We start from the raw sequence: 17,732 nt of genomic DNA on the forward strand, positions 1-17,732 counted from the left end.
AATTTAAGTTGATATAGATTTATAGATTATTAACTTATTACTGAAAGGAATAAAAAATGAATATATTATTAATTTCATACGGGAATTATGAATATGATGGTAGACTAAGAGAATTATGTAAGGTTTTTGATCATATAGGGAACCTTTATGTATTTTCAAGAGGCATAAATACAAAAATTGTAAATCATAGATTATATACTGGGAAAAATTATTTCAACTTTATTATCAAATGTATTTGTTATAGCAAGAAAATAGGAAAAAGTTTTGATTTAATAGTGTTAGATAATAGAAAATCTATTATTCCTGGATTTATTATATCTAAATTAATCAATTGCAAATCGATTATTTATGATTGCAGAGAGTTATATATATCAAATGAGATTAAACACTTTATAGGGAAGTTAGGCTGTAAAATAGAAAAGAAATGCATCAAAAATGCTGAAATTGTTATTGCTGCAAATATTCATAGAGCTGAAATAATGAAAGAAATATACAATTTAAAAAAGCAACCATTAGTTTTTGAAAATTATCGTTCATTAGAATATTCAAAAATTTATAGTAATAACACAAAAGATAAGTTCAATAATTATTTTAATGAAGGTGAAATACGTATTATATCAACGTCGGGTTGTGATGTTGAAAGATTAAATGATGTATTAGTTAAGAATATTAATAAAATATCTGTTCCATGCAAGCTTTTTTTAGTAGGTAAAAACAATCCGCAACATGAATTAAATATTAAAAGGATTATAAAAGAAAAACATTTAGATAATGTTTACATATTAGGCATTCTTAATCAAGATGAGCTTAAATATCTAATTAGTAATTGCCATATTGGAATCGTGAATTATAATCAAAGTGACATGAATAATAAATATTGCGCCTCTGGTAAAATTTTTGAATTCTTATATGAAGGAATTCCTGTTGTAACTACTACAAATATAACTCTAAAAACAGTATGTGATGAGTACAATATAGGTGCCTACGACGACCAATTTTATTCTGCTATTAATGAAGTTATTAAAAATTATGCTTTTTATAAAAGAAATGTCTATAATTTTACAAAAGAAAACCGTATAGAAGATAACAATAAAAATTTTATTATATCTTTAAAAGAAGAACTTAAAAGAAGAAAGAATGAATTATGAATATGAAAAAAAGTAAAAGCAGTGTAAAGGCAGTAATGATGTTGTTTTTCTTAACTATAGTTACAAAAATTGTTGGATTTTTGAAAACGTCAATCACTGCAGCTTCATTTGGAGTAAGTATAGAAACAGATATCTATAATTTAGCTGATGGAGTTGTAAATCAAATCTTCAGTTCTTTTTCAGCAGCAATTGTTGTTATAATATTACCAATATACTTAGCTCAAAAACACAAAAATGAAAATGAAGGTAAAATATTTGCTAGAAGCTCTTATTATAGTTTAGCATTATTTTCAATTTTTTTAGTTGGAATATTATATTTTTTAAATCCTTACATAGTGGATATAATGGGGTACTCATATAATGCTGAGTATAAAGAACTTTTTGTAAATTATCTTCAAATTTTGGAACTCGGAATATCATTTTCGATTATAACAGGCGCATTACAAGCAATATTGAATGCAGAAAAAATATATGGATTTCCTTCTATTTGTGCAATGGTCAACAGCTTTATTGTTATACTGCTGATTTTATTATTTAAAAATACAATAGGTTTATGGGCGATAGTAATCGCTTCACCTATAGCATATATTGCTCAAATCATTATATTAAGATATAAGACAAATAAATATTTATCCGCAAAAGTTAACGATATATCGTTTGATCAAAATATCAAAAAATTATTTACGAAGATGTTCCCTTTATTTATTGGAAACGCAACATTAGAAATAAACAGTTTTATCGATAAATACTTTTTATCAGGAATCAAAGGTGGTGTACTGTCATCTGTATCGTATGCAAATACGATTTTAGTTTTTGCAACAAATATCATTATGTTACCTTTAAGTACTGTACTTTTTACGGATATATCGACTTTACGTATTAATGGTGAAACTGATAAAATAAAAAAAATCGTAAAAAACACACTTTTAGGTGTTATTGCAATTTCATTACCAATTACATTAGTATTTGTTATTTGTTCAGAACAAATTATCTCAATTTTATTTGGTTATGGTAAATTCAATGAAACTGCAATTAAACTCACATCTTCAGCCTTATCCATTTATGGAATTACAATTGTTTTTCATATTATTAAATATGTCCTTAATAGAGTTCTTTACGCTTTTTTGGACACAAAAACACCAATGAAAATAGGAATTTTTACAGTACTAATTCATATTTTTCTTGTTACCATTTTAGCAAAAAAATATGGTATGCAAGGAATTTTAATAAGTAATGTGCTAGATGTAATAATTAGTACAACTTTAACATATTTAATTATTTCAAAAAATTATTTTAATCTACAGTTGTGGAAAGACTTTGGTATTCTATTTTCTTTACTACTAGCTTTTAGTGTATCTGCTATTTCTATTATCACAATTAAATATTTTATAAATGTCAATGTATTCATAAACTTTATCCTTTATTCATTAACAGGGTTAATTGTTTATTTACTTATTATTATCTTTTTTCAAAGAAAATTTGTATTCACTATGATGAACAATTTAAAAAACATGAGAAAAAAAGATAATTAAACTTGTATTTAGATTAGAAAATGCATTTATTCATATAATATCGTTTTATTTTAAATATATACTATTAAATTTAAAATCTTAGTATATTATAAAATCTATAAAATAAAAATCTATTATAATATACTAATATATTCAAAAAGGAATGTTATTCTATACAAAGAAAAATTGATTTCACACTATTCTTTCAAGGAGGAAATGTTTATGAAAACAATAATGTTAGTATTTGGAACACGCCCTGAAGCAATTAAAATGTGCCCACTGGTAAACGAATTGAAAAAACATAACGAATTAAAGACTGTAGTCTGTGTAACAGGTCAGCATAGACAAATGTTAGATCAGGTATTACATACTTTCGATGTTATACCTGATTTTGATTTATCAATTATGAAAGAAAAACAAACGTTATTTGATGTCACAACCAATATCTTAAATTCCATTAAAACAGTATTAGAAACAGTTAATCCTGATATTGTACTTGTTCATGGAGATACTTCTACAACTTTTGTTACAGCATTAGCATGCTTCTATTTACAAATCCCTGTTGGACATGTGGAAGCAGGTCTCAGGACATACGATATTTTTTCGCCTTTCCCAGAAGAATTTAATAGACAGGCCGTTAGTATTATTTCATCTTACAATTTTGCACCTACAGAGAAAAGTAAGCAAAATTTGATAAATGAAGGAAAAAAAGAAAGTTCAATTTATGTTACCGGAAATACTGCAATTGATGCTTTAAAAACAACTATAAAAGATAACTATATTCATCCAGAGTTAGATTGGGCTAGAGGCTCAAGACTCATTTTATTAACAGCACATAGAAGAGAGAATTTGGGTGAGCCAATGCATCATATGTTTAGAGCAATAAGAAAAATCATTGAAGAACATAGAGATGTAAAAGTGATTTATCCAATCCATATGAATCCTCTTGTAAGAAAGGCTGCTGAGACGGAATTAGGAGATTGTGATAGAATTCATATCATAGAACCTTTAGATGTACTAGATTTTCATAATTTCATAGCACGAAGTTATATGATTTTAACTGACAGTGGTGGAATACAAGAGGAAGCTCCATCATTAGGTAAGCCTGTTTTAGTGATGAGAGATACAACTGAAAGACCTGAAGGAATTAAAGCAGGCACCTTAAAATTAGTTGGAACAGATGAAGAATCTATTTATAGAAATTTTAAATTATTATTAGATAATCAAGAAGAATATAATAAGATGTCTCGTGCCTCCAATCCATATGGTGATGGTACTGCAAGTGAACGTATAGTAAATATATTAATCACAATGTAAAGGAATGTGGGATAATATGATAAATAACCTTAAATATTATAAAAAGATATGGTTGCAAAAAAGAATGGATAGAATTGCTTTATATATTAGCATTTTACTCTTTTCATTAAGCAATTTAGGTTTTTTTAAAATGATTTTTAATATATGTGGACTAGGCGATTATTCTACTATTGTATCAGTATTTTTATTTTGTATATTGGATATTATCTTGTTGGTAAATTACCTTTTTACTTTAAATTATAGCAATATAAAAAGCCTTTATATTTTAATAATGACCAATATAATATACTGTTTTCCAAATTTTGTTAAATTGGATATTTATTTAATCATACAATATATAGTTTTTGTTTTACCTTTCACTTTAGTGATTGGTTTTATATATAATAAGAACGCTATATCAATATTCTTTAATTATACTGAAAAATTATCAAAATATATTTTTTTTCTTGCTATAATATACACTATTATACTTTTTTCAGGTAGTTTTACATATAATGGATATGTACGGTTAGATGTATTTTCATATGGAGATATAGCATATGCACTTTTACCTTTTCTTATTTCAGATCTTATGTATTTTATTGACACTAAAAAGAAAATTATTTTGTTTAGATGTGTATTTTACTTTGTTGTAATTATCTACACTGGGACAAGATCAGCAATCATGTGTTGTGCATTAGCATATATAATTTGTTTTTTTATATTTTTTACAAAATCTAATAAGAGTAAAAAAGAAGTTATGAATATCATGTTAAGGATAGTAATAATTTGCTTAATATTATTTGGATTAATAAATGCTTTTTTACCAGAAGGTTCCAGATTAAATGTTGTAAAAGATAATTTTATATATGAATTAGGTAATAAAAATAAATTATATGTATATGATGTTATTAACAAACAAACAAAAGATATAAATAGTGTTTTCGAATATAACATTGTTAATAATTCTTATACTAAGGATGAAACTGAGAAAATTCTTCATGATGATATAAAAAATAAAACAGGGAAGTATATAATAGTGGAGGATAATAAAAATAATGAAGCAGAGCAATTTACTTATAAATATAATAGACCTAATCTATGGAACACAGCATTTAAAGAATTTCTAAAGCATCCTGTTTTTGGTAATGGAATTTTCCATTACCAAAGTAAGTATGTTGGAACCTTTCCACATAATTTAGTACTTGAAATTATGGCTGATTTTGGTCTAATAGGACTTTTCGTGATTATCTGGTTTATATATGGTATAATTCAAAATTTATTTAAATCTATAAAAAGAGGTAATAATTCAGATTGGAAGTTGTATGTTTTTATATTATCTTATTTTCCACAGTATATTTTATATACTACTTTGTATAATAATGGGATTTTCATTTTTAGTATTCTTGCACTAGTATATTCTATATTAATAAATAAGAAAAAAGGAATACTTTAATATGGATAAAATATTACAAAAAAGTGTATTTAATTACTATTTGTCTGTTAATTATAATAATCCTTATAATAATTACGTTAAGGTATTAAATAAAAAATACTATTTAGGCTATTCCAATTATACTGAAGTACAGGTAGAAAATAAATATGATCAAGAAATAATTATTATTGGGCTTTGTATTGACTCTCACGGTGAAATAGAAAAAAAACAAATAGCAAAAGAAATGTTAGAAAACTCGAATAATAGTATAAATAAACTTTATAAATATTCTAATAGATTTGCAGGGAAATATGTGGTTATTTATTCCTTAATTGAAAAAAAAGATAATAAATATCATACATATATTTTTGGTGATGCCACAGTATCTATGCAGATAAATTATGCTTTTATTGATGACAATTTAGTTTTATCTTCAATAGATAACTTGATTGCATCACATAATAATTTAAAACAATCGTCATACTCCAAAAAAATTAGAGACGCATCAGATTATCTACAAGCATTGCCAAATAATTTAACTATGTTCGATGAAATAAAAGCATTATTACCCAATCATTACTTAGATGTTAATAATAAAATACCTATTAGAGTTCCTATATATAATGAGTGTAATAATATAGATTCAATGGCCGTGATAAGCAAAACTATTTCTTTAGTTAATAATATAGTAAAAGAATATTCTAATTATTATAATTTAGTATGTCCACTCAGTGGAGGTCTTGATAGTAGAATGAATTTATCATTTTTGTATAGAAATGTTGAATCTTTTAATTGTTATACATTTTCTCATAATTGGTTAAATGATGATTCAGAAGATATACGAATACCTAAATTAATTTGTAAACAACTTAAAATAAAGCATATTTTGATACCTGAGCTTAATATTTCTCAAAAAGAATTAAGCACTATAAAATATTTAATTGGTGATTATCATTCAAATTTAACTATCCAATTAGCTTATATGTATAAGTCTTTTTTTTCTAATGAGGCGATGATAAATGGAGATATTGCTGGACAAGTTGGAAAAAGTAGTTTAAGTCGTAATATTCCTTATTTTCTAGCAAATCCAAGCTTTTTTTGTTGCAAAATACATAATTATGAACAATTATGCAAAAATGAATTTAAAAATTATATAAATAACATTAAGGAGGTTAATGATATAAAATTAATTCATGATCTATTTGCCATTGAAAGCCGCTGTTCTCGATGGTCATCCCAAAGAGAAATGATTTATAGTGTATGTGGTATAAATTCATTGAATATTTATAATTGTAGAGAAGTTATTCTTATGTGGTGTTCACTGTCAAGAAGGTTGAGAATGAATAAATATATTCACACTCAGATAATATCAAAACAGCTTCCTCAAATTGAAGATATTACTATAGATAAACATCCTAATTATAATTTGCAATCATTTATTAAATCGCATTGGATTTTATTCTATATAGGTGTTTATTTAAAACACTGGTTGAAACTATAGTAAAAAAGCTCCTTAAAGGTTTTGATTAAGTTTTAATTATACTCTTTATAGGAGCTTTTTTTGTAGTATGGTTCGTAAGCAATCTAAAAAACACTCTACCAGAAAGAAAAAAGATATGTGATAATAAGCATGTAGAAAAGGTAGGTGTAAAAATAACAAGAGAAGGAAGAGACTGGGATACCCTCATAAAACAGTTCATCAAAAGGTAAGCGGTCTAAAATCAACACATATTCAAAAGAAGAGGCAGATATCCTTGATTAACAGGTGTCTGCCTTTTTTTGCACTACATGATTTCTGTACATTATGATGCCAGGGCATCAGTCGCTCTAACTCGCATTCACCTGCTTCTTCCATTAGCGGAATTTCCTCCAATAGATGATTCAAGTAGCGCCTCGGTATCAGCCCATTCTCTTTCGCACTCTCTACGAGGCTTCACCCAATGGCAGACAGAGCCTATATCACCGCGCTGCTTTGTGCTCCTCTGGCACTGCCCATGAACATACTGTCCTTTCTTCCTATGATCACTGGCTTCTGACTGCATTCTGCCAGATTGTTTGTCAACTCCAGCCTGCCATCTTCCAGGAATGTATACAGTTGCTCTTTATTCGTTCTCGCATATTGTATTGCCTTTTATAATTCACGCTTTTCTGATACCTCATCTACGATTTCATCAAGGTACGTGAAAAAAGATCATTCAGCTTTGGACGTATGTCTGTTTCACACCTTTCCCTGATCAGGATATACTCTTCCCACATTCTTTTCGGATCTTACTGTCCGTTTTGAATATGCCCTTATATCTTTATATGACTTCTTTCGCTTCATCACTCTGCAGATAACCATGGTAATCTTTCAGGAATTCCGTTGCGATTTTTCCGCTCCTTCCTCCTTTGTGGACATAAAGCACGATATTTTTTCTGCTGCCCCCCTGTTCGGAACATCCAGATATAGGTCTGCTTCAGCTGACTGCCTTTTCTGCCATCTGTAAATACATAGTGATGTATCTCATCTGCATAAATGATATCCTCCTCCAGTAGTCTTCTATGCATATACCTATAGACCTTTTCCAGATATTGATCACTGCTGTCTATCATCCATTTTGCGTATGTATGTCTTGGGAACAGGATACCCTCCTGCTTCATGCTCTGCTCGATCTATATATTGGCACTCCCTTACTATACTTCATATCCATCAGAAAAGACACCAGTCTTGCGGATGCTGGCAATTTAGGAAACAGCGTTACTGGCCCTGCGGCCTTGATCACAGTTCTTTTTTCTTTCTTTTGACAGCTTCGACAGGCATATACAGGGATCCTATGGATGATCAGCTTCTTTTGTGCAGGTATCATCACCAGCTCCATTTTTCCGTCAACACGAATCTGATGTAGTTTACCTCCGCATATCGGACAATCCTTATTTTCCAGATTATGATCACGATATTCCTTTTCAATATCTCTTGGCAGGTTATCCATTGTGTATTTTTTCTTTTTACGATGTACTCTTTTCACTGGATTTTTCATACATCTTCTACTGGTTCTTTTTCAGCTGCTCTGTATAGAATTCTATATTCTTCTCCAGAACTGCGTTCTTCTGCCATAGTGTCTGACACATGTTGACTATCTCTTCTTTGGTAAGTTTATCATAATCCATCCTGCAGGACACCTCTATCTTTACTCATTCAGTATAACAGGAGAATATGTAAAATTTAAGTATGATCTACATTTTTCGTTAGAATATGCGTTTCGAGGTTTCTTTGAATACTCGCTTCTGTTCGATGGATAGTCCCAACAATAGCCAGCGCAGTTCCGGCTTTGTGATAGCCATCACTTCCTCTTTTGACTTTGGCCACTGGTATTTGCTTTCTAGCAGCATCTTTGTAAGTAGCTCAAATCCGTTCAGATCAAAGTGCAGTACTTTTATTGCATCTTTTTTTCGATTACAGAAGAGAAATACGGATTCTGAAAAAAGATCAAGTCCTTCCATCCGTGATACGATCCTTACACATCCCTCGATCCCTTTCCTGAAATCTATACTGCCACATATGATGTAGAAATGCTCTACATGTTTGATATCGATAAGCATTAGCGGATGAGGATATGGATATCTTTCAGAAACTGCTTATTCGTATCTGGTGTAACTTTGATACGTACGCCATTGACCTCAAGTTGAAGGAACGGCTGTTTCCTTTTCTGCAATTTGACCTCGGCTACTGCTCCGACAAAATCCTGTCTGCTCTGTTTATAGTATGTCTGTAGCTCCGCTACACCTACATTATGTTTACGGTAGAATTCATTTACTGACTCTGTAGATTCTCTTTTGATGAGCTGTTTTATGAGGGTATCCCAGTCTCTTCCTTCTCTTCTCATTTTTACACCTACCTTTTCTACATTTTATTATCACATATCTTTTTTCTTTCTGGTAGTGTGTTTTTAAGATTGCTTACATATCATTTCGCCGCTAGCATCTGCCAGAAAACGAAAACAAGACATCGATTCTAAAAAAACAGACAGACTTGATCCGATTGCCATCTCTAAAGTATACTATGATCGCCAGGAGATGCGGTTACATGAAGTTCAAGATGATTGATTTTGCGATTGAAACGTACCCTGGATGCGATTATGATGATATTGAATTCAAGATATTACAGGACCTGTTAGAGAAAGTTGAGATGACCAGAAAGGATGCGGATGAAACCCTACAGAAAATAATTCAGATTGCGGAAACGATAAACGAATATTATCTTATTTTAAGCATAGATGAAATCGGTCCTAACCTGGCATCTAGAATATTGGCAGAAATAGGTGATATAAAGCGATTTAAGATACGGGAAGCATTGATACCTTATCTTGGCTTAGATCCGAATATCAATCAGGAAAATTGGATGGTGATCGTTTATCTATCTCAAAGAAGGGAAACAAGAGATTACGATGTCTACTGTATTTAGCGGTTACATGTAATATAAGGCTAAAGAAAGAAAATCCTATCCATCAGTTTTATCAAAAGAAAAGGCAGCAATTGAACCCGTTAAATTCAAAAGCCGCCAAGGTTGCATGTACCGCCAAACTTATCAAAATTATTTACGGTATGTGCAAGAACAATACTATCTTTCAAAGATAGCTTATTTATATTACTTTCTTTTTGTCGTAAGCAAATTGTCATCTGATAAATAAATGAAATTTTCTTAGATTTAGGCTTGATTTTCATTATCTAATTTTTATATGTTTTTATCTTTACTCTTTATGCTTCTACTGTATTCATTATGATAAGTTGATTCTGAATAAGATTCCAGTTTCTACATCTCTTGTCCATTTTTTACTGAGGTTCTGTATTGCTAAATAAAGCATTTTTCTCAAACTATCATCGTTTGGAAAAACAGTTTTTGTTTTAGTGACCTTTCTGAACTGTCTGTTCAGTCCTTTGATTGCATTTATCGTGTAAATGATTTTACGTATTTCAACCAAATAATCAAAGTATGTACTCAATATATCCCATTTCTTTTCCCAGCTACATACTACGGTTGGATATTGTTTACCCCATTTATTGAAAATTTCTAACTGATTCAATGACTGTTCCTCAGTATTTGCTTGGTATACACTCTTAAATCCTTCATGAAATCTTCGATGTGTTTATAACTCAAAAAACGTGGGCTGTTGCGGATTTGGTGGATAATACAACACTCTGTATACGTGCCTTTGGATAGACCGCTCCTATGGCTTCTCTGAAGCCTGTAAGACCATCCACACAGAATAAGGAAACTTTCTTAACTCCTCTACTTTTCAGCTCATTCAGCACTCCCATCTAATATTTAGCTGACTCACTGGTCCCTACCCATAAACCTGAAACTTCCTTCATTCCTTCTCGTTGATGCCCAAGACAACATATGTAGCCTTAGTCACAATCTGGTGGTCTTCTCTGATTTTATAGTGGATTGCATTATGAATATAAACGAATAGAAGACTTCTAACGGACGATTCTGCCATTCCGTCACCTCAGGTAAAATGCGCACGCTAATCTTGCTTACGAGACCTTCCGAAATTTATACATCGTATAATCCTTTGATCTGATCCTTGATATAGCTTGTAGACATTCCTATGGCGTATAAGGAAAGAATACGTTCTTCAATACCATCTGCGTTTCTCTGAGATTTTCCAATGATTTGAGGCTCAAATTTTCCATTATGATCACACAGTACTTTTCACATCCACTTCACCTAATTTTGTTTTCATTGTCCATTTCACAGTGCCATTGCGGTAGTTTTTCTCCTTACTTATCTTTGCAATTATCAAAAGAATTATTAAATTTATGAATTAAATCATATTCAAAACTTTAAATCTTATCTAATGATTTGAAATTGTACATTTTATCAAAATAATTCTGATACTCCCCACTCAAAATATTCTCCCACCATTCTCTATTATGCAAATACCATTCAATTGTCTGCTGAATACCTGTATCAAAATTATACTTAGGCTTCCATCCCAATTCACTTTCAAGCTTTGTAGGATCAATTGCATAACGACGATCATGACCTTTTCGATCTTCTACATATTTAATGAGACTTTCTGGTTTGTTCAATGCCTTCAATATTGTCCTAACTACTTCAAGATTTGTTCGTTCATTATGACCACCGATATTATATACTTCCCCTACACGCCCCTTACGTATAATAAGATCAATCGCTACGCAATGATCGTATACATGCAGCCAGTCACGTACATTATCTCCTTTTCCATAAACCGGTAGGCTTTTGTCCACAAGTGCTCTGGAAATCATCAACGGTATCAGTTTTTCAGGGAAATGATATGGTCCATAATTATTTGAGCAACGTGAAATTGTAACAGGCAAATTAAATGTTCTATGATATGCTAGCACAAACAAATCTGCAGATGCCTTTGCACTACTGTATGGACTTGATGTGTGAAGTGGCGTTTCTTCTGTGAAAAACAGATCTGGACGATCTAATGGAAGATCACCATATACTTCATCTGTTGATACCTGATGATATCGCTGTATTCCATATGTTTTACAGGCATCTAGCAAGGTTGTTGTACCTATTACGTTTGTTTTTACAAAAATCGTAGGATCCTCTATAGACCGATCCACATGACTCTCGGCCGCAAAATTTACAACAATATCAAACTTTTCTTTCTTAAAAAGATCAAAGATGAATCTGCGATCAGCTATATCTCCTTTAATAAATCGATAATTTTTTTTATCTTCCACTGGCTTGCATGTTTCCAGATTTCCTGCGTACGTTAAATTATCTAAATTCACAATTATATCCTCTGGATAGCGTCCTACCATATAATGTACAAAATTACCGCCGATAAATCCAGCTCCTCCTGTCACCAGTATTTTCATAATTCTCCTCCTTCATCTTGCTTTTTCAGCCACTCTGCCGTCTTTCTCAATGAAGCTCTAAAATCACAGTTGCATTCAAATCCTGTATCTTCAAATAAAGCATCAAGATCTACCTTTGAATAATCTGCATATGTCACATCATTATAGGTACCAAAAGGAAGTTCCAGATCTGAATCTAGCACACACTTCATCTCTGTCATATTATCTCGAAAAGTCGCAATTCTACGATGCCCTATATAATATGTTTTGAAAGGAACCCCGTGTTCTCCTGCAGCTATTAGTCCATGTACTGTATCTTCGATATAGACCCAATCATTTGGTGTGTCACCGTCAATCAGAGAGAGTTGCTCATGTTTAAAAAACTTTCGGATTAATGTATTTACAGCCTTTGAGGATTGATCTCCCACTCCGAACGTATTTGCAAGCATTACAATATTCCCAAGTAGGTTATTACGTCGTAATATATTCATTGATATATCTGCAGCATACCGCTTTGCCAAACCATACAGATCTGAATTAACTTCCACAGGTACATCTTTCATAAATTTATAATGAGATATCGAACCACAGAATACAAAATTTCCGGGTCGTATCTGCACTAGCTTATCAAGCAGTTTTTTTGTCATTTGTATATTGGAGTCTTGAATTGCATAATCATTTAAATCACTACCGCCGAGTTTTCCAGCCCAGCCCAGATGATATACAATATCCAAATCATGTAAATCATGTGCATCTAAAGCATCAAAATTTTGTTTATCAACAAGTATTGGAGTAAAGTTTTTATTCATCCCCAGTTCTACCATCCCTTGTGGAAATACATCAACACCATAGACGATATTACCTCGTTTCAAAAATTCTGCTGCCAGGGATCTTCCAATAAAACCTCCCGCTCCTGTTATTAATACTGTTTTCATAATTGTCTCTTCACTTGATTTTTAAGTATGACATCTTCCACAAGTGCAATCTGACGAAGAATATCACCATATTCTTCATTTCGGATTGCTTGTTCTTCTACACATTGATAGAATTGCACAAGTGATTTACGGAAGGTATCATCTGGTTCCAATATTTTTGTAGTGATTTCATTATTTATATTGATCTGAATCTCACATGACAATGAATCTGGAGCACTGAATATACGTCCTGTATAGATTGTACCAATACTTCCCCAGATTTCCAAATCACATTTATACCCATTATCCATACCAAAAGATATTTGAGCAATACTAGATTCATTAGAGAGTTGAACAGAGCCATATAGGTCAATGTCTTGTTCATTGAAAATTAGCTTGGCTGCATCTACATGGATATCATTTCCTATCATCAACTGCATCAGTCGTATCGGATATCCTCCGCAGTCTAATAGGGCGCCACCACCCAGGGCTTTATTATATCGAAAATCATTCGCCGGTCGTTTTGGAAAGCCGAAATTCCCCCGAATCAGACGTATGTCTCCAACGATACCCTCATCAATCATTTTTTTGATTTCATCTATCTGATTATGATAGATGAACATGTAGTTTTCGTGAATCGCCAGATTATTCTGTTTTGCCAAGGAACAAAGTTCTTTTGTATGTTCAACACAAGTAGTAGATGGCTTTTCTAGAAAAACATGTTTTTTATTTTCAAGTGCTAGCTTAGCCCATTTATAGTGCAAAGCAGGAGGAAGTGGCAAGTAGATTGCATCTATGTCTGGTGATGTTATCAAATCATAATAACTGTGATAAATAATCCCGCCATATTGATTCGTAAATCGCTCAGCCTTACTAATTTCCTGTTTGATAATCTCCTCTTTTACGTCTCCTGACCATTCCTGCTTATTGGCGACTGCAATTCCACTGAAAACAAATTTATCGCTCAAATGAAATAATGCCGGCATAAACCTACGAAATGCAATTTCAGAAGGACAAATGACACCAATTCTTATTTTATCCATTATTAAACCTCCCACGTTGATAATAAGTTTCTTAATTGTATATTCAGACAGTTGTTAATTAAATTCATGTGGTTCAAAGCAGCATAAGATACTAAAAAATATCCATTTGGTAGTTTTGGCAATTGTTCATATGGAATTTCCATTAATATATTTCGATTTTCCTCATGGTAAAATCGCCCACCCTCTTCAGATAGAATAGAATCAAAAAGGATGCCTGTATTCGTCTTTAGATTTATCTCAAATAACTTTTCTATTTCATTTTGTTCAAACATAGCAGAAGCTTCTTTTTGTATGGTAGGTCCTACTTCTATTGTATCAAAACACCCTATTTCTGGTATGATCTGTACCAAAAATTTACGTACGCCATACTGTATTGTAGAAATTAGTCCAAAAACCGCTATACCATTTGCTTCAAATAATGGCTGTGACCATTTTGTTACTTCTCTACCTTCAATTTCTATTTCACAAAAAATGACCTTATAAGGAAAATCTTCCCGACAATCAATACCTTCATCTTGAATATCCCAATTTTTAATTTCATCCAAACGTATAAGCTCGCTGCAATTATCATGAAACATCTTATAATTGTTCATAGCATGATAAATTTCTACAATTTCTTCCACATATCCATCATATGTAACTGACTTTAGAAAGGCTTGTTCTTTTATGCTCTGCCTTTCCTTTATAAGAGGAAGGTTGGAAAGAACTGTTCTGGTATCCATATTGACTAGATTTCTATAATTCATTAATTCTTTGATTTGTGATAACGTCATCCACTTAAATCTTTTTTCAACAATAACATCCTCATTCTCATCTAACAGCAATATCATATTTCTATTTCGTTTACGATAGAATCTAGCAGATTGTTCAGATTGAATCTGATCACATAATATCGTATAGTTGTCCGCATGCAGAAAATAATCTAGATATAAAGGCTTAGCCCCTCCATGTTTTTGCATAAAGTTGCTTTTTGTCGCCTGTATAGTAGGTGATATCTGCACACAATTGATGTTCCCAGGTTCAATTTTGGCCTGCATAAGATAATGTCGCTCCTTGTTGAAGTCTTTGCATAAAATACCCAAATAGCCAATCTCCGGCTGTATGAAAATAGGTTGTTCCACGGCAACACCATTTACAGTACCTCGGATACCTGCAATACTAAAGAAGGAATAATCCGTGTTATGAATTTGACCTTTTTCTTCATCATAATACCAGAAACCACTATCGCTAAGTTTAATCTTTTGAATTTTCACTACTGTTGTTGAATTAAGTTCCTGTATCCAGGCCAGTATATCTTCTGTTTTTTCCATCACGTTACCTATTAGTAAAAACGCACGCCGTCAAGCAGTTTTTGGAGATGACGCCCATAAGGTGATTTTCCAAATTTTTCAACAGCTGCTTCAAGCTCAGATCTTCCTATCCACCCAGAAGTAAAGGCGACTTCCTCTGGAGCTGATATCTTAATACCTTGTCTTTTTTCAATCGTTTGTACGAAATCTGCCGCTGATAACAAATCATCCATTGTTCCAGTATCTAACCAAGCAAATCCTCGTCCCAGCAATTCTACATCCAGATTTCCATTTTCTAGATAAATACGGTTTAAATCTGTTATTTCGAGTTCACCTCGAGCACTAGGTTTTACCTGCTTTGCATATTCGACGACTTGTTCATCATAAAAATACAAACCTGTTACAGCATAATTAGATTTTGGCTCTGCAGGTTTCTCTTCCAAAGATAATACTTTTAAATTATCGTTAAACTCGACAACTCCAAAACTACGTGCATCTTCAACGAAATAACCGAATATTGTTGCTCTGCCTTTATTGGAAGCAGCATTCAATAAACGTTTTACTAAGCCATTGCCATAGAAAATATTGTCACCCAGAACCATTGCACAACTATCGCCGTTTATGAAATCTTCTCCAATTAGAAAAGCCTGAGCCAAGCCTTCGGGCTTCGGCTGTTCTTTATAGGAAAGATGAATACCGAATTGACTACCATCTCCTAGCAGGCGTTCAAAATTTGGTAAATCTTGCGGTGTGGATATAATCAAAATATCGCGTATACCTGCCAACATTAACGTAGAAAGCGGGTAGTAGATCATTGGTTTATCATAGACTGGAAGCAATTGCTTGCTTGTTACGGTAGTCAGCGGATATAGCCTTGTTCCGCTTCCTCCTGCTAATATAATACCCTTCATTTTCTGCCTCCTCGTAATAATTTTTCTTTTAACAAATAATAATATTCTTTTTCGCATAGAATATTGAAAAATAATATAAACAAAAACGAACTTATTGTTATTAAGGTAGCAAATATAAACCAGGTGATGAAATCATTAACATTTATAATAAATATATAACGATAGCTCAAAATAATTATTAGCATCAAAATAATATTTCTTATTATTCTAATTAATGTAGTCCTTATCGAGTTTTTAATGATATAATCATTATTATATTTCATTAATTCAATACTTCTAAAGCAATGTGAGCATATAGTACCTAAAAGCACACCTTCTATCCCAAACTTAGAGACTAAAATCAAGGAAACAATTATATTGATGCCCGCCTCTATAAAAGCGCCTTTTTGGGTTTGCTTATAATGACCTGAAGCATTTATCAAGGTTAATGCGGGTGTTCTTATCATATATATTAGCCCCATTAAACAAAAAGTTAATGCAAGATTCAATCTTATATAATTTGCATCAGTTATTCCTTGCGTGTATATATTCAAAAAGGGAATAAATAAAATCACAAGTGATGTAAAAAGTGCAAATGTTAGTATAAAATACAAAAACTCATATATGCTATAATACTCCCTCGTCATACTTGATTTATCTGTTACAAGAATCCTTCCAAATAAGGGTGTTACAGCATTTAGTAATGAATTCAGTAAGCCAATTATTACATTGAGAACCAGATTATATACTGTATATACACTTATTTCACTTAATGGAATTTTAAAAATTGTTAGTACGACTATATCAGTATTCAAAACAACCATTCCTGCTATTTGATGTGATAAGACGGACCATCTATCCGATAATTTCTCAGTTAATGGTGTTACATCAAAGTTCAAGTATCCATAATGATTTTTAACATATATATATATTAGAAACATTCTAAAAATATATATCAATGTGGCAAAAAACTTAACAGTTAAAATAGTAAAATTCATTCTAATTAGAGTAATAGTAACTACAATATTTAATATTGTCCCAATACATTGAACATAATTAATAACATATAGCTTTTGATCAGCAGTTAACAAAACTCTATATTTTCCAAGAAAAAAATAGTCAAATATACTGCTTAAGGAAAGTATACAAATCATCCATACCACAGTACAGTAATCTACTTGACCAGAAACAAATAAAGGATATATTATAAGCAAAATAATTACTAAAAATATAAATAAACTTGAAGCATCTGCACTAAGTGTGGGTAGAAATCATCTAAGCTCATAAGATAGTTTGATTTCATAGTATAACCGGGAACATACGATCATGATCATATCGATAAGATTCTGTATATTCCTGAATCCATATG

19 protein-coding genes and 1 pseudogene are annotated in these 17,732 nt (G+C 31.5%); 6 read left to right on the plus strand and 14 right to left on the minus strand.

From position 1 onward, the window contains the following. Nucleotides 1–56 precede the first annotated feature (56 nt). The 5 genes from NE665_RS14830 to NE665_RS14850 all read left to right on the plus strand — a co-directional run bounded on the left by NE665_RS14830 (nucleotide 57) and on the right by NE665_RS14850 (nucleotide 6,891). The gene (locus tag NE665_RS14830) at nucleotides 57–1,148 is read left to right on the plus strand and encodes a hypothetical protein (protein ID WP_009274171.1); all 1,092 of its coding nucleotides are present in this window, start codon (nucleotides 57–59) and stop codon (nucleotides 1,146–1,148) included. Further along, nucleotides 1,145–2,680 (plus strand): lipid II flippase MurJ, encoded by a 1,536-nt coding sequence (locus NE665_RS14835; RefSeq protein ID WP_178759939.1) that lies wholly within the window; start codon nucleotides 1,145–1,147, stop codon nucleotides 2,678–2,680. The genes NE665_RS14830 and NE665_RS14835 overlap by 4 nt, the downstream gene beginning before the upstream one ends. A gap of 201 nt (nucleotides 2,681–2,881) precedes the next feature. Next, entirely contained in the window at nucleotides 2,882–3,976 is a 1,095-nt protein-coding gene (gene wecB / locus NE665_RS14840; RefSeq protein ID WP_009274170.1) for a UDP-N-acetylglucosamine 2-epimerase (non-hydrolyzing), read from the plus strand. A gap of 16 nt (nucleotides 3,977–3,992) precedes the next feature. Next, nucleotides 3,993–5,411: an O-antigen ligase family protein gene (locus NE665_RS14845; protein ID WP_233104704.1), complete on the plus strand. Its 1,419-nt coding sequence runs from the start codon at nucleotides 3,993–3,995 to the stop codon at nucleotides 5,409–5,411. Nucleotide 5,412: 1 nt separating this feature from the next. Then, on the plus strand, nucleotides 5,413–6,891 hold the full coding sequence (locus tag NE665_RS14850) for a hypothetical protein (protein WP_178759937.1): 1,479 nt from the start codon (nucleotides 5,413–5,415) through the stop codon (nucleotides 6,889–6,891). 821 nt (nucleotides 6,892–7,712) lie between these two features. On the opposite strand, the gene NE665_RS14855 is transcribed toward NE665_RS14850, so the two are convergent. The 5 genes from NE665_RS14855 to NE665_RS14875 all read right to left on the minus strand — a co-directional run bounded on the left by NE665_RS14855 (nucleotide 7,713) and on the right by NE665_RS14875 (nucleotide 9,253). Next, on the minus strand, nucleotides 7,713–8,030 hold the full coding sequence (locus tag NE665_RS14855; RefSeq protein ID WP_040013452.1) for a transposase: 318 nt from the start codon (nucleotides 8,028–8,030) through the stop codon (nucleotides 7,713–7,715). Next, entirely contained in the window at nucleotides 8,027–8,407 is a 381-nt protein-coding gene (locus NE665_RS14860; protein WP_178759936.1) for an IS66 family transposase zinc-finger binding domain-containing protein, read from the minus strand. Before NE665_RS14860 ends, NE665_RS14855 begins: the two co-directional genes overlap by 4 nt. Before the next feature lie 7 nt (nucleotides 8,408–8,414). Further along, nucleotides 8,415–8,537, minus strand: coding sequence for a hypothetical protein (locus tag NE665_RS14865; protein WP_256302562.1), 123 nt, complete (start codon nucleotides 8,535–8,537; stop codon nucleotides 8,415–8,417). Between the two features lie 78 nt (nucleotides 8,538–8,615). After that, nucleotides 8,616–8,969, minus strand: coding sequence for an IS66 family insertion sequence element accessory protein TnpB (tnpB, locus tag NE665_RS14870; RefSeq protein WP_120146729.1), 354 nt, complete (start codon nucleotides 8,967–8,969; stop codon nucleotides 8,616–8,618). Next, nucleotides 8,969–9,253 carry a hypothetical protein gene (locus NE665_RS14875; protein ID WP_009274168.1) on the minus strand — a complete coding sequence of 95 codons (285 nt, stop codon included), beginning with the start codon at nucleotides 9,251–9,253 and terminating at the stop codon, nucleotides 8,969–8,971. Before NE665_RS14875 ends, tnpB begins: the two co-directional genes overlap by 1 nt. Nucleotides 9,254–9,453: 200 nt before the next feature. On the opposite strand from NE665_RS14875, the gene NE665_RS14880 reads away from it, so the two are divergent. After that, nucleotides 9,454–9,831 carry a transposase gene (locus NE665_RS14880; RefSeq protein WP_040013450.1) on the plus strand — a complete coding sequence of 126 codons (378 nt, stop codon included), beginning with the start codon at nucleotides 9,454–9,456 and terminating at the stop codon, nucleotides 9,829–9,831. Between the two features lie 313 nt (nucleotides 9,832–10,144). Here the strand turns inward: NE665_RS14880 and NE665_RS14885 are convergent, their stop codons facing one another. The 9 genes and pseudogenes from NE665_RS14885 to NE665_RS14925 all read right to left on the minus strand — a co-directional run bounded on the left by NE665_RS14885 (nucleotide 10,145) and on the right by NE665_RS14925 (nucleotide 17,262). Further along, nucleotides 10,145–10,450, minus strand: coding sequence for a transposase (locus NE665_RS14885; RefSeq protein WP_256302563.1), 306 nt, complete (start codon nucleotides 10,448–10,450; stop codon nucleotides 10,145–10,147). 70 nt (nucleotides 10,451–10,520) lie between these two features. Continuing rightward, nucleotides 10,521–10,685 carry a transposase gene (locus NE665_RS14890; RefSeq protein ID WP_256302564.1) on the minus strand — a complete coding sequence of 55 codons (165 nt, stop codon included), beginning with the start codon at nucleotides 10,683–10,685 and terminating at the stop codon, nucleotides 10,521–10,523. 94 nt (nucleotides 10,686–10,779) lie between these two features. After that, nucleotides 10,780–11,076: pseudogene (locus NE665_RS24765) on the minus strand (transposase). A 137-nt stretch (nucleotides 11,077–11,213) separates the two neighbouring features. Further along, nucleotides 11,214–12,248 (minus strand): dTDP-glucose 4,6-dehydratase, encoded by a 1,035-nt coding sequence (rfbB, locus tag NE665_RS14900; RefSeq protein ID WP_120146731.1) that lies wholly within the window; start codon nucleotides 12,246–12,248, stop codon nucleotides 11,214–11,216. Further along, nucleotides 12,245–13,162 carry an NAD(P)-dependent oxidoreductase gene (locus NE665_RS14905; protein ID WP_178759935.1) on the minus strand — a complete coding sequence of 306 codons (918 nt, stop codon included), beginning with the start codon at nucleotides 13,160–13,162 and terminating at the stop codon, nucleotides 12,245–12,247. Before NE665_RS14905 ends, rfbB begins: the two co-directional genes overlap by 4 nt. Next, nucleotides 13,159–14,184 (minus strand): Gfo/Idh/MocA family oxidoreductase, encoded by a 1,026-nt coding sequence (locus tag NE665_RS14910; RefSeq protein ID WP_120146732.1) that lies wholly within the window; start codon nucleotides 14,182–14,184, stop codon nucleotides 13,159–13,161. Before NE665_RS14910 ends, NE665_RS14905 begins: the two co-directional genes overlap by 4 nt. Nucleotides 14,185–14,186: 2 nt before the next feature. Beyond that, on the minus strand, nucleotides 14,187–15,494 hold the full coding sequence (locus tag NE665_RS14915) for an NDP-hexose 2,3-dehydratase family protein (protein WP_233104703.1): 1,308 nt from the start codon (nucleotides 15,492–15,494) through the stop codon (nucleotides 14,187–14,189). 11 nt (nucleotides 15,495–15,505) lie between these two features. Beyond that, on the minus strand, nucleotides 15,506–16,384 hold the full coding sequence (gene rfbA / locus NE665_RS14920) for a glucose-1-phosphate thymidylyltransferase RfbA (protein WP_009274164.1): 879 nt from the start codon (nucleotides 16,382–16,384) through the stop codon (nucleotides 15,506–15,508). Then, entirely contained in the window at nucleotides 16,381–17,262 is an 882-nt protein-coding gene (locus NE665_RS14925; protein WP_233104702.1) for a polysaccharide biosynthesis C-terminal domain-containing protein, read from the minus strand. Before NE665_RS14925 ends, rfbA begins: the two co-directional genes overlap by 4 nt. Between the last annotated feature and the right edge of the window lie 470 nt (nucleotides 17,263–17,732).

It is taken from the genome of Clostridium sp. DFI.1.208, assembly GCF_024463855.1.
Classification (GTDB): Bacteria; Bacillota_I; Bacilli_A; order Erysipelotrichales; family Erysipelotrichaceae; genus Clostridium_AQ.